At 72.1% G+C, this 12,522-nt stretch carries 12 protein-coding genes; 9 read left to right on the top strand and 3 right to left on the bottom strand.

What is annotated here, in order from left to right:
- Positions 1 to 451 precede the first annotated feature (451 nt).
- On the top strand, positions 452 to 1,375 hold the full coding sequence (locus LL648_RS41705) for a sensor histidine kinase (RefSeq protein ID WP_232668514.1): 924 nt from the start codon (positions 452 to 454) through the stop codon (positions 1,373 to 1,375).
- Positions 1,376 to 1,384: 9 nt separating this feature from the next.
- Here the strand turns inward: LL648_RS41705 and LL648_RS41700 are convergent, their stop codons facing one another.
- The 3 genes from LL648_RS41700 to LL648_RS41690 form a co-directional block, all read right to left on the bottom strand.
- Positions 1,385 to 2,011 carry a hypothetical protein gene (locus LL648_RS41700; protein ID WP_232668513.1) on the bottom strand — a complete coding sequence of 209 codons (627 nt, stop codon included), beginning with the start codon at positions 2,009 to 2,011 and terminating at the stop codon, positions 1,385 to 1,387.
- Positions 2,012 to 2,132: 121 nt separating this feature from the next.
- Positions 2,133 to 2,885 carry a maleate cis-trans isomerase family protein gene (locus tag LL648_RS41695; protein ID WP_255687523.1) on the bottom strand — a complete coding sequence of 251 codons (753 nt, stop codon included), beginning with the start codon at positions 2,883 to 2,885 and terminating at the stop codon, positions 2,133 to 2,135.
- Positions 2,882 to 3,928: a leucyl aminopeptidase gene (locus tag LL648_RS41690; RefSeq protein ID WP_232668512.1), complete on the bottom strand. Its 1,047-nt coding sequence runs from the start codon at positions 3,926 to 3,928 to the stop codon at positions 2,882 to 2,884. Before LL648_RS41690 ends, LL648_RS41695 begins: the two co-directional genes overlap by 4 nt.
- A 106-nt stretch (positions 3,929 to 4,034) precedes the next feature.
- Here LL648_RS41690 and LL648_RS41685 point away from each other — a divergent pair, with 106 nt between their 5' ends.
- From LL648_RS41685 to LL648_RS41650, 8 genes are all read left to right on the top strand, one after another.
- Positions 4,035 to 4,529 (top strand): MarR family winged helix-turn-helix transcriptional regulator, encoded by a 495-nt coding sequence (locus tag LL648_RS41685; RefSeq protein ID WP_232668511.1) that lies wholly within the window; start codon positions 4,035 to 4,037, stop codon positions 4,527 to 4,529.
- A 136-nt stretch (positions 4,530 to 4,665) separates the two neighbouring features.
- Positions 4,666 to 5,934: an FAD-dependent monooxygenase gene (locus LL648_RS41680; RefSeq protein WP_232668510.1), complete on the top strand. Its 1,269-nt coding sequence runs from the start codon at positions 4,666 to 4,668 to the stop codon at positions 5,932 to 5,934.
- 28 nt (positions 5,935 to 5,962) lie between these two features.
- The gene (locus LL648_RS41675) at positions 5,963 to 7,357 is read left to right on the top strand and encodes an MFS transporter (RefSeq protein WP_232668509.1); all 1,395 of its coding nucleotides are present in this window, start codon (positions 5,963 to 5,965) and stop codon (positions 7,355 to 7,357) included.
- Positions 7,354 to 8,169 carry an FAD binding domain-containing protein gene (locus LL648_RS41670; RefSeq protein ID WP_232668508.1) on the top strand — a complete coding sequence of 272 codons (816 nt, stop codon included), beginning with the start codon at positions 7,354 to 7,356 and terminating at the stop codon, positions 8,167 to 8,169. The genes LL648_RS41675 and LL648_RS41670 overlap by 4 nt, the downstream gene beginning before the upstream one ends.
- Positions 8,166 to 10,553 (top strand): xanthine dehydrogenase family protein molybdopterin-binding subunit, encoded by a 2,388-nt coding sequence (locus LL648_RS41665; RefSeq protein WP_232668507.1) that lies wholly within the window; start codon positions 8,166 to 8,168, stop codon positions 10,551 to 10,553. The genes LL648_RS41670 and LL648_RS41665 overlap by 4 nt, the downstream gene beginning before the upstream one ends.
- Entirely contained in the window at positions 10,546 to 11,028 is a 483-nt protein-coding gene (locus LL648_RS41660) for a (2Fe-2S)-binding protein (RefSeq protein ID WP_232668506.1), read from the top strand. Before LL648_RS41665 ends, LL648_RS41660 begins: the two co-directional genes overlap by 8 nt.
- Positions 11,025 to 11,675, top strand: coding sequence for an isochorismatase family protein (locus LL648_RS41655; RefSeq protein WP_232668505.1), 651 nt, complete (start codon positions 11,025 to 11,027; stop codon positions 11,673 to 11,675). The genes LL648_RS41660 and LL648_RS41655 overlap by 4 nt, the downstream gene beginning before the upstream one ends.
- Positions 11,672 to 12,508: an alpha/beta fold hydrolase gene (locus tag LL648_RS41650; RefSeq protein WP_232668504.1), complete on the top strand. Its 837-nt coding sequence runs from the start codon at positions 11,672 to 11,674 to the stop codon at positions 12,506 to 12,508. Before LL648_RS41655 ends, LL648_RS41650 begins: the two co-directional genes overlap by 4 nt.
- Positions 12,509 to 12,522: the final 14 nt, after the last annotated feature.

Below are 12,522 nucleotides of genomic sequence, written 5' to 3'. Positions count from 1 at the left end.
GGTATCCCCAAGGAGGTCGACGGGATGGCACGACCCAACCCATCCCGGAGATCTGCCCGCCCGGCGAGGGCGCCCTTGAAAAACGCGCGACCACCAAGACCAACAGAACCACCACCACGAGACCAAACACCACAAACCCACCCAACGAACCACGTCGAAAACCCACCCCCACCCGCCCAAACGCGCGACTCGCCCACCGAAACGCGGGACTCACCCACCGAAACGCGCGACTCACCCACCGAAACGCGCGACTCACCCACCGAAACGCGCGACTCACCCACCGAAACGCGCGACTCGCCCGCCGAAACGCGGGACTCGCCCGCCGAGACGTGAGACTCGCGGTGCCGGAGGTGTCGACTCACCGTGCTGGAGGTGTCGACTCACCGTGCTGGAAGTGTCGACTCACCGTGCTGGAAGTGTCGACTCACCGTGCTGGAGGTGTCGACTCACCGTGCTGCAGGCCGCGCTCGCGTCCGCGTTGGGCGATCCCGGGCTGGTCATCGCCTACTCGGTCCCCAGCGGCGGGCACGTCGACGCCGACGGACGGCCCGTCGTGATGCCGGAGCAGGGCGCCGAGCGGGCGGTCGCGGTGGTCCGGGCGAGCGGGACGGAGGTTGCGGCGCTCCTGTACGACCGGGCGCTCGACGACGATCCGGAGCTCGTCGAGGCGGTCGGCGAGGCGGCGACGATCGCGCTGGAGAACCGGCACCTGCAGGCGGAGGCGCAGGCCCGGCTCGTCGAGCTGGAGGCGTCGCGGGAGCGGATCATCGCCGCGGGTGACGCCGAGCGGCGGCGGATCGAGCGCAACCTCCACGACGGCGCCCAGCAGCGCCTCGCGACCCTCGCCCTGCAGCTCGCGCTGATCCAGCGCCGCATCCGCGAGGACCCGGCCGACGCCGAGCAGCTGGTCACGTCCGCGAGCGACGAGCTGGCGCAGTCGCTGACCGAACTGCGCGAGCTGGCCCGAGGCATCCACCCCGCCGCGCTCGACCACGGGCTCGACATCGCGTTGGAAGCGTTGGCCGATCGCTCGGCCGTGCCCACGACGGTCACCGTCGAGCCGGGGCCGGTGCTGCCCGAACCGGTCGCCTTCGCGGCGTACTTCGTGGTCTCGGAGGCGCTGGCGAACGTGGCCGAATACGCCCACGCCTCGACGGCGACGGTGCACGTGCGGCGCTCGGGCCGCGACGCCGTCGTGGAGATCAGCGACGACGGGGTGGGTGGCGCCGACCCGGCGCGCGGGACGGGCCTGCGCGGGCTCGCCGACCGCATCGAGGCGCTCGGCGGGACGTTCCACGTGTCCGGTCCGGCCGGTGGTGGCACCGTCGTACGCGCAGAGATGCCGCTCGACCGGGAGGTCGAGCGGCATCGATGAGCGAGCGGGTCAAGCTCCGGCGGCTACCCGTGCAGGGGCAGTCCGGTCCATGCGGTCGCTGCGGAGGATCCAGCCGCCCATGGCCGCGACCGCGAGCCCGATCGGGATGCCGTAGGGCGCCAGGCCGGAGTTGAAGCCGAGCACGCCGCCGACGACCAGCGCGAGCCCGATCAGCACCGGCGCGGACCGCGCGCGCAGCACCGCGATGCCGAACAAGATCCAACCCAGCGCGAACAACGCGTAGCTGAGCAGGCCGCCCAGCTGCAACGTCACGGTCTTCTCCCCGGCGAACACCTGCGGCGCCACCTCCGCGAGCCACGGCCCCGCGAAGCCGTCGAACCACATGTTGCCGGCCTGCGTCATCGTCCCGAGCAGCGCGAACAGGAACGCGGTCAGGCCGAGCCGGCCGGCGTGCTCGTGCTGACGCCAGTACAGCGCGACGAGCGCCACGGCGAGCCCGACGAAGGCGAAGAAGTACGCGATGTTGGTGATCTGGAAGCCGAGGCGCATCGACGCCTCGACACGATGGTCGAGATCCATCGTGATGTAGCGCCCGATGTCGACGACGACGAGCGCCGCACCCGCCGCGAGCGCGATCGGACCGGCGTTGCGCGGCAGAGTTGGGGTGACGGCCATGGGGACCTCCAGCGGGAACGCGCCCGGCGCGGGCGTCGAGGAGGCCGATTCTCGGCTCGTGCCGGCGCGGCCGGCACAGGGTCAACCCTGGAGGTCGCCGGGGCAGCCCCCGGTCGCGGGGTCAGACCGCCAGCAGGTGCCCCGCTCCCGGAACCTGCGGGGTGAGCCCCAGCTCCGTCAGGATCCGGTGCGTCGTCGCCGTCGCCGCCGACAGCACGGGGATGCCGGCCTCCTGCTCGACGGCGCTGATCGACGCGAGCGACGGCATCTGCACGCACGCCGAGAGCACGAGCGCGTCGGCGCCGGCCAGGCTCAGCTTCTTCCAGTGCTCGCGCAGGTCGGCGGGGTCGAGGCGGGCGACGGCGAGGTTGTCGGGCACCTCCAGCGACAAGGCGTCGACGACCTCGACGCCGGCGTCCTGCAGGTACGCCACGACGAGCTCGGTGAGGGGCTTCAGGTACGGGGTGATGATCGCGACCTTCTTCGCCCCGAGCGCCGCGATGCCCGAAAGCAGCGCGCCGGCGCTGGACACGACCGGCGCATCCGAGCCCTCCGCCCGCAGCACGGCGGTGATCTCGTCCTCCGCCGTGCAGTGGTAGCCCGGGCCCTGCGCCATGATCGCGACCAGGCACGCCGTTGCGACGACGTCGGGGCGGGCGTCCGCCAGCTCCGCGGCCGCGCGCACCGCCTGGGCGTTCATGGCCCGCAGCTGCTCCGGCGTGACGTGCTGCATCCGCGCCCTGGCCGCGTGGAAGACGAACCGGTCCTCGGGCAGCTCGCGCTCGCGGGCGGCGAGCATGCGCGGCAGCTCGGTCTCCATCGTGAGGTTGGAGCTCGGGACGATCATCCCGATGTGGTGTGTGCCCGCGGTCATCGCTCGGCCGCCGGGCGCATCTCCGCAACGGTCAGCTCGCCGGCGTCGACGATCAGCTCGTCGTCGAGGTAGAGCGAGTTGCCGCGCATCGGGATGTCGAAATGGCACGGCGTGTCGTTGGGGCCGCCGAGCTCGTTGTTCGGGCCGATCGAGAACATCACGTTGCCGTAGAAGCTGCGCAGCTCCATGCCCATGCCGCCGCCGAACTGGGTGAGGCCGTGCCAGTGGGCGCGCTCGTCGAGGCCCCAGCCGACGTGGCTCATCCCGTAGCCGCGCGGGTCGTCGAAGCTCTTGATGTAGGAGGAAAGCAGGTCGGCATCGAGGCTCGTCTGACCACCGCTGCCTCGAATGTCGCGGATGAAGCCCTGCTCGATCGTGATCTCGACGGGGGTCTGCACGTAGGTGTTGAACGGCAGCAGCACGTCGCCGGGGGCGAGCACGATCTTGCCGTCGACGCCGTCGTCGGCGCCGCCGGTGAACACGAACGCCGCGGGCCAGTGGTCCCAGCGCCCGGGCTGGTCGGTGTAGCCGTACTCGCTGAGCGTCGGGTAGACCCCGAGGCGGTAGGTGACGTCGGTGCCGTGCGGGCTGGTGATGCGCATGGTCTGCGCCTTGGCGAGCAGCTCGGCGCCCACCTCGACACGCTCGCGCAGCTCCTTCGTCGGCATCAGCCTGGCCAGCAACGGCGCGGGCTCGACAGCGGTGAGGATGCGCGTGCCGGCGTCCTGGATCTCGAACTGCTCCTTGCTGAACAGCAGGAACGTGCAGTCGACGAGCATGTCGGCGCGCTTGAGCGCCTCGACGGCCAGCGGGTTGGCAGCCAGCCCGGAATCGCCGACGGCCCACGCGCCCGACGCCGAGGCGGGCGGGGGCAGCCGCAGGTGGAACGTCGCCGCACCGAGCTTCTGCGCCGCCCACATGAACGCGTCGGCGTACTCGGCGCGGTCCGCGCCGCGGGTCAGCACGGCGACCGTCTCGCCCTCGCGCACCCCGGACAGCGTCAGCTGCTGCAGGCAGATCTCGTTGAACAGGTTCTGGTCCACTAGCCCTCCCGAGATAGTCCGAAGGCTGACGATCCCTCGCCACACCGCTTCGGTCAAGGCCTGGCGTGTTGCGGGCGCACGGCGCGCAGCGTGCTTAGCTGGATCCGTGGGCACCGGTGGAGTGGCAGGACGTGCGGGAATCGACCCAGCGAAGGGATTGCCGCCGCCGACCGAGCTGCTCGCGGCGCCCGGCTATGTGGCGCGGCGGATGCACCAGGCCTACACCGCGGCGTGGGTCCGGCTCGTCGACCCGGTGCTCACCGGACCGCAGTTCGCCGTGCTGACCGCCGTCGACGCGTACCCGGGGGTCGAGCAGGGGTCGCTCGCGTCGTCGGTGGCGCTCGACCGCTCGACGATGGCCAGCATCGTGCGCCGTTTGGAGGAACGCGGCCTGATCGTGCGTGAACGGCCCGCCGCGGACGGCCGCAAGCGCCTCCTCCACCTCACACCCGAAGGCGAGGCCACCCTCCGCGATATCGACCACCGAGCCCGTGACCTGGACAAACTGTTGATGCAGGGCTACGACCGCGCCGAGCAACTGGCGCTGCTGCGCCGCCTCACAGCGATCACCGAGCACTGGGAGAGCCTGGTCGACGACTGACGTTCGCGCGGGTTTCTGACGCGTTACAGCTTGCGGAACCCCTTGCGCTTTCGGGATCGTCAGTGTTCGGATTATCTCGGACGGTCGCCCCGAGCGACCCCACATGATCTGTCTGCTGAGGATCGAAGGAGTGCCAGTGCCGGCCAGCCAGTCCATCGCGGTGACCATCGTCGGCGGCGGCCTCGGTGGTCTCACCACCGCCCTCTCGCTGCGCCGCCGCGGCGTGCGCACGACCGTCCTGGAGCAGGCCCCGCAGCTTGGTGAGGTCGGCGCCGGCATCCAGACCGCGCCGAACGCGAGCCGGATCCTGCTGGGTCTGGGCCTGCGCCGCCGGCTGGAGACCATCCACACCGAACCGCAGGACCAGGTGCGCCGCCGCTGGAAGGACGGCAGCATCATCGCCACGCTGCCGCTGGGCGACCGGGTCAAGCGCGAGTTCGGCGCGCCGTACTGGCACTACCACCGCGCCGACCTGCACCAGGTGCTGCTCGACGCCTGTCTCGACCCCGACGGACCCGGTCCGGTCGTGCAGGTGCACACCGGCGCGCAGGTCGTCGACATCGACCTCGCCGAGCCGACCGCCCCGGTCGCGCTCACCACCGACGGCCGGCGCTTCGGCGGTGACGTCCTCATCGGCGCCGACGGCGTCCGCTCGGCCGTGCGCGACGCGATGGGCCTGCCCGACACTCTCACCTTCTCCGGCGAGATGGCCTACCGCGCGCTCATCCCCGGCGACAAGATCGCGGCCGACCCGGCGACCCGCTTCCTGGTCGACCGGTTCCACTCCACCATCTGGTACGGCCCCGACCGGCACCTGGTGCACTACTGCATCCGCGGCGGCGAGTACCTGAACGTGGTCGCGATCGTGCCCAACACGCTCGACGTCGACCGGACGTGGAGCGGACCGGCCACCGCCGACGAGATGGTCGAGGCGTTCTCCGAATGGGACGACCGCGTGGCGGCGATGCTCTCGAAGGCGGAGGGCGACGCGTCGAAGTGGGCGATGTTCCGCCGCCGCCGCGACCCGATCTGGGTCGACGGGAACGTCGCGCTGCTCGGCGACGCCTGCCACGCGATGCTGCCCTACCAGGCCCAGGGCGCGTCGCAGGCGATGGAGGACGCGGCCGTGCTGGCCGAGGAGCTGGGCGCGGTGACGCGCGACGGGATCGCGGGCGCGCTCATCCGCTACGTGAATCGCCGCGCGACGCACGCCGGCATGGTCCAGGACGCCTCGCTGGAGAACATGCGCTTCTACCACCTGCCCGATGGCCCCGAGCAGGAAGCGCGCGACCAAACGCTGCGCGACTTCCAGGGCGAGTCCGACGTCTCATACGAATGGCTCTGGCGGGGATCCCCCCTCGACAACCCCGACCTCGAGTCCTTCTCCTACCCGTTCGTGCGCTGATCCTTCCCCCGAGAACGGAGCCCCACCCATGCGTACCGGCGACCAGGTCGTGCAGGACCTCCCCTGGAAATGGGGAGTGCAGGGCAAGATCTTCATCATCGGCGGGCTCGGCTACATGTTCGATGCCTGGGACGTCGCCCTCAACGGCTTCCTCACCCCGCTGCTCGGCACCGAGTTCGGTCTCTCCGGGGGCCAGCGCGGGCTCGTCGCGACGGCGAACCTCGTCGGCATGGCCGTCGGCGCCGTCGCGTGGGGCACGATCGCCGACCGGGTGGGCCGCAAGCGCGCGTTCAGCATCACGTTGCTGATCTTCGCGCTGTTCTCCGTGCTCGGCGCGCTCTCGCCGAACTGGGAGATCTTCCTGGTGCTGCGCTTCCTCGCCGGTGTCGGCCTCGGTGGCTGCATCCCCGTCGACTACGCGCTGGTCAGCGAGTTCTCCCCGAAGAAGCAACGCGGTCGGGTGCTCGCGGCGATGGACGGCTGGTGGCCCGTCGGCACCACCCTCGCCGGGCTCTCGGCGACGTTCCTGGTGCCGGTGCAGGGCAACTGGCGCTGGATGCTCACGCTCATGGTGCTGCCCGCGCTGCTGCTGTTCTGGGTGCGCCGCGGCATCCCCGAATCGCCGCTCTACCTCGCGCGCACCGGCCGGGAGACCGAGGCCCGCGCCGTGATCGACGACCTCGTCGTGCGGACCGGTGCCACGCACGAGCCGTACGAGATCCTCGAACCCGCACCGGCGCTGCGGCAGCGGCGCGGGGTCGGGGCAGCGCTCGAGCAGCTGCGGTTGGTGTGGGCGTTCAGCCCGCGGATCACGTCGGTCGCCTGGGCGCTGTTCATCTCCGTGATGCTCGTGTACTACGCCGCACTGTCGTGGATGCCCTCGATCCTGCGCGCGCAGGGCCTGGACGACGTCGCGGCGTTCGCCGGCACGACGATCATGAACGCGGTCGGCATCCTCGGTGTGGTCACGGCCGTGCTGCTCGTCGAGGTCGTCGGCCGCAAGTGGGTGATCGGCGTGGCCGGCCCGGCCGCTGCGCTGGCGCTGCTGGTGTTCGCGCTGGTCCTCGACGTGCCGTCGGCGGCGATCGCGATGATCGCGGTGTTCGGCTTCCTCTCGCTGACGGTGATCCCCGTGATGTATGCGTACGTCTCGGAGCTCTACCCGACCCCGCTGCGGGCGAGCGGGTTCGGCTGGGCGTCGTCGTCGAGCCGGGCCGTCACCGGGTTCGCGCCGCTGCTCTTCGGCAGCGTGCTCTGGCCGGTGCTCGGGCTGCCGCTGACGTTCACGCTGCTCGGCGTGCTGGTCGTCGGCGCCGTGGTGTGGATGGCCGTCGCCGCACCCGAGACGCGGGGCCGCGAGCTGGACAACATCACCGGTGACGAAGAGCAGATCCTCGCCGCTCCGGAGAAACTGGGTTCGTGAAGCCCGCAGCGTTCACCTACCACCGCGCCCGGTCCGTCTCGGGCGCGGTGGGGTTGCTCGCCGAGCTGGGCGACGACGCGAAGGTCATCGCGGGCGGCCAGAGCCTGGTCGCGATGATGAACTTCCGCCTCGCCCGGCCCGAGCACTTGATCGACATCGCCCGAATCCCCGGCCTCGACACGATCGTCCGCGAGGGCGACGCGCTGCGGGTCGGGGCGCTCGTCACGCACCACGCCGTCGAGACCGCCGACCTCGGGCCCGACTTCCGGGTGCTCTCCGAGGCGATGCGCTGGGTCGGGCACCTGCCCATCCGCACGCGCGGCACCGTCGGCGGCAGCATCGCGCACGCCGACGCCACCGCCGAGTGGTGCCTGCTCGCTGTGCTGCTCGACGCGCGGATCGTCGTCGAGGGCCCGGCGGGGCGGCGCAGCATCCCGGCGGAGGAGTTCTTCCAGGGTGTCTTCACCACCGCGCTGGAACCGGACGAGCTGATCGTCGAGGTGGAGTTCCCGCGGCCGGCACCCCGGGCGACCCTCACCGAGTTCGCCGAGCGGCAGGGCGACTTCGCGATCGTCGCCGCGGCGGTCGACCCGGACGCGCCACGGGTTGTGCTCGGCGGCGTGGCGCAGGTGCCGCTGCGCGTCCCGGCGGCCGAGGCTGTGCTCGCTGCAGGAGTCGCCGTCGCCGAGGTCGGCGAGGCCGCGGCGGCCGCGATCGACGTGCGCGACGAGCCGGGCGCGAGCGCCCACTACCGGCGCGCGCTCACCCGCACCCTCGTCACCCGAGCCTGCGAGGAGGCCCGCACCCGATGACCCGCGAACCCCGGTTCGACCGCACCGGTCGGTGGGTCGGCGCGTCCGTCCCGCGCCGGGAGGACCCGCGGCTGCTCGCCGGCCGCGGCCGCTTCGTCGACGACATCGCACTCCCCCGCATGCTGCACGCCCAGTTCGTGCGCAGCACGATCGCGCACGGCCGGATCGTTGCGGTCGACCTCGGCGAGGTGCGAGCGGTGCCCGGCGTCGTGGCGGCGTTCACGGCCGCCGACCTCGCGCTCGGTGACATCACCGCGCTGCTCGACCGCCCGCCGCACGAGTTCGTGCCCACCGCGATGCCCGTGCTCGCCCTGGAGAAGGTCCGCTACGTCGGCGAGCCGGTTGCGATCGTGGTCGCGACCGACCCGTACGCCGCCGAGGACGGGGTCGAGGCCGCCGTCGTCGAGTACGAGGACCTCGACCCGGTTGTCACCGACACCGCCGCGCTCGCCGACGGCGCCCCGCTCGTCCACGCGGAGGCCCCGCGCAACACCCTCGTCGACGTCTCGCTATTCGCCACCGAGGGCATCGACGACGTGTTCGCCCAGGCCCCGTGCGTCGTCCGGGTGCGGACCAAGACCGGGCGGCAGAACGCGTTGCCGCTGGAGACCCGCGGCGTGGTCGCGGCGTGGGACGACCGCGACGAGCAGCTCCACGTGCAGACCAACACGCAGGTCCCGCACCAGGTGCGCACGGTGCTGGCCGGCTGCGTCGGGCTCCACGAGAAGCAGGTGCGCGTGACCGTCCCGGACATGGGCGGCGGGTTCGGGCAGAAGTGTGTGGTCGGGCGGGAGGAGATCGCCACGGCGGCGGCCGCGCTGCGGCTGCGCCGGCCGGTGAAGTGGATCGAGGACCGGCGCGACGCGCTGACCGCCGCGTTCCTCGCGCGCGAGCAGCGCTACGACGTGCGTGCCGCGTTCGACGCCGAGGGCCGCATCCTCGGCCTCGACGCCGACGTCGTCTGCGACATGGGCGCCTACTCCTGCTACCCGTTCACGGCGGGCATCGAGCCGCTGATGGCCTCGGCCGAGATGCCGTCGGTGTACCAGGTGCCCGCGTACCGCGTGCGCGGCCGGGCAGTCACCACGAACAAGGCGCCGACCGCCCCGTACCGTGGGGTGAGCCGCCCGCAGTACGTCATGGTCGTGGAACGGCTGATGGAGCGGGCCGCACGCGAGCTGGGCATCGACCCGGTCGAGATCCGCCGCCGGAACCTGATCACCGTCTTCCCGTACACCGGCGTCAACCGGATCACCTACGACCCCGGCTCGTACCGGGAGTCGCTCGACCTGTGCGAGCAGGTGCTGCACGACGAGGGCTGGTACGACGTGCGTGCCCGAGCCGTTCGGGAGGGCCGGGTGATCGGGATCGGCTACTCGTGCTTCTCCGAGCGCACCGGCTACGGCTCGGGCGCGTTCGCGCAGCGGAAGATGCAGGTCGTGCCGGGGTTCGACATCTCGGAGATCCGGATGGACGTCTCCGGCACCGTCTCGGTCACGACCGGGACGATGAGCCACGGGCAGAGCCACGAGACGACGATGGCCCAGATCGTGGCCGACCGGCTCGGGCTCGACATCGCCCGGATCAAGATCGTGCAGGGCGACACCGACCGGATCACCTACGGCTGGGGCTCGTTCGCCAGCCGCTCGATCACGATCGGCGGGAGCGCGGTCGCTGCCGCGTCGGGCAAGCTCGGCGAGCAGCTGCGGGAGATCGCGGCGCACCTGCTCGACGCCGACGTCGACGCCACCGAGCTCGACGGCGACGGCGGTGTGCGGCTGCGTGACGACCCGGCGCGCCGGCTCTCGTTCGCGGAGCTCGCCGACGTCGCGTACCTGCGGGCGCACTTGCTGCCCAAGGGCATCGGGCCAGGCCTGACCGCATCCGCGAGCTTCGACGTCGCCGGCGACGGCACGTTCTCCAACGCCACCCACGGTGTGGTCGTCGAGCTGGATCCGGGCACCGGCGGTGTGCAGATCCTGCGGTACGTCTGCGTGGAGGACTGCGGGGTCGCGATCCACCCGCAGGTCGTCGAGGGGCAGTGCCGCGGCGGGATCGCGCAGGGCATCGCGGGCGCGCTGTTCGAGCAGGTCACCTACGACGACGCCGGGCAGCCGCTGGCACCGAGCCTGATGGAGTACAAGGTGCCGACGGCCGCGGAGATCCCGGACGTCGCCATCCACCACCTGGAGACGCCCTGCGCGTTCACCGCGAACGGCGCCAAGGGGGCTGGTGAGGGCGGCACGATCGGAGCTCCTGCCGCCGTGCTCAACGCCGTGAACGACGCACTGCGCGACACCGGCGTCGAGCTGGACGACACCCCGATCGCGCGGGAGACCGTGCACCGTGCCCTGGAAAGCGCCCTGGAGAACGCCCATGTCTGAGATCCAGCTGGTCGAGCTCACCGTCAACGGTGAGCGGCACGACCTCGCGATCGAGCCGCGGCGCACGCTCGTCGACGTGCTGCGCCACGACATCGGGCTCACCGGTACGCACGTCGGCTGCGAGCACGGGATCTGCGGGGCGTGCACGGTGCTCGTCGACGGGGCGCCGGTGCGGGCGTGTTTGGTGTTCGCCGCGCAGGTCGAGGACGCCGACATCCGCACGGTCGAGTCGCTCGCCGAGCCCGACGGCACGCTCTCGGACCTGCAGCGGGAGTTCTCCGCGCACCACGGGCTGCAGTGCGGGTTCTGCACACCCGGGTTCCTGATGCTCGCCGAGGGCTTCCTCGCCGAGCGACCCGACGCGACGAAGGAGGAGATCCGCGAGGTGGTGGCGTCCAACCTGTGCCGGTGCACCGGCTACCAGACGATCGTCGAGGCCGTGGACGCGTGTGCGGCGCGCCGGAGGTCTGGATGATCAACCCGATGATCGACCCGATCTACGAGCGGGCCGGGTTCGGCGCGCCGGTGCGGCGCGGGGAGCGGCCCGCGATCGTTGTCGTCGACCTGACCAACGGCTTCACCGACCCGGCGGCACCGACCGGTGCCAACCTCTCGGCGGTCGTCGCGGCGACGGCCGAGCTGATCGAGGCCGGCCGCCCGGCCGGAGTGCCGGTGGTGTTCACCACGATCGCCTACACGCCGGCCGAGGCCGACGGGGATGCCGTCGCGTGGCTCACGAAGGCGCCCGGCATGCGGGCGTTGCGCGAGGGCAGCAGCGCGGTGGCGATCGACGACCGGCTGCCGGTCGACCCGCGCGACCACCTGATCACCAAGAAGGGCGCCTCGGCGTTCTTCGGCACCGGGCTCGCCGCGTTGCTCTCCGGCCTGCGGGTGGACACCGTGCTGATCTGCGGGGCCACCACCAGCGGCTGCGTGCGGGCGACGGCCGTCGACGCCGTGCAGAGCGGGTTCCCGGTGCTGGTGCCGCGGCAGTGCGTCGGCGACCGGGCCGCGGGGCCGCACGAGGCGAACCTGTTCGACATCCAGGCGAAGTACGGCGACGTCGTCGAGCTGGCCGACGCCCTCGACTACCTGCGGGTCCACGCGGAGGTGGCGCGATGAGGGCGGTGCTCCAGGCGGCGCTGGCCGACCTGGCCGACGTCCCGGCGCGGTCGCGGTGGGTGCGCTCGGGCGACCTGCGGCTGCACGTGCTCGACTACGGCGGCGACGGCGTGCCGCTCGTCGTCCTGCCCGGGATCACCAGCCCGGCGATCACGATGGACTTCGTGGCCCGCGGGCTCACCGACCTCGTCCGCCCGATCGTCTTCGACGTCCGCGGCCGCGGCCTCTCCGACTCGGGCCCGTCGTACACGCTCGACGACTACGCCGACGACACGGTCGCCCTGCTCGACGGCCTTGACGGAATCGACGGTCTCGATCGGCCGCTGCTGATGGGGCACTCGATGGGCGCGCGGATCGCGGCGGTCGTCGCGGCACGCGGGGTGCCGCTGCGCGGCACCGTGCTCGTCGATCCGCCGATGAGCGGGCCGGGGCGCGGGCCGTACCCGACGTCGCTCGACGCCTTCCTCAGCCAGCTGGAGGAGGCGCGGCGTGGCACCGACGCCGACGAGGTCGCGCGGTCGTGGCCGCGCTGGCCCCGGCGGGAGCAGGAGCTGCGGGCACGCTGGCTCTCCAGCTGCGACGCCGAGGCCGTCGCGGCGACGCACGCCGGGTTCGAGAGCGAGGACTTCTTCACGACCTGGCCGCACGTCCCCGCCCCGACCGTCCTCGTCCACGGCGGGGACAGCCCCGTCGTCACGGCGACGGGCGCGAAGGAGGCGGCGACCACCAACCCGGCCGCGCGGCTCGTCGAGGTGCCCGGCGCCGGGCACATGGTGTTCTGGGACGAGCCGGAGACGGCGCTGCGGCTCCTGCGCGAGATCCTGAGCAGCTGACGGACATCTGATCG

The organism is Pseudonocardia sp. TRM90224 (assembly GCF_021245725.1).
Lineage (GTDB): Bacteria > Actinomycetota > Actinomycetes > Mycobacteriales > Pseudonocardiaceae > Pseudonocardia.
This window is presented reverse-complemented; position numbering and strand designations above follow the sequence as displayed.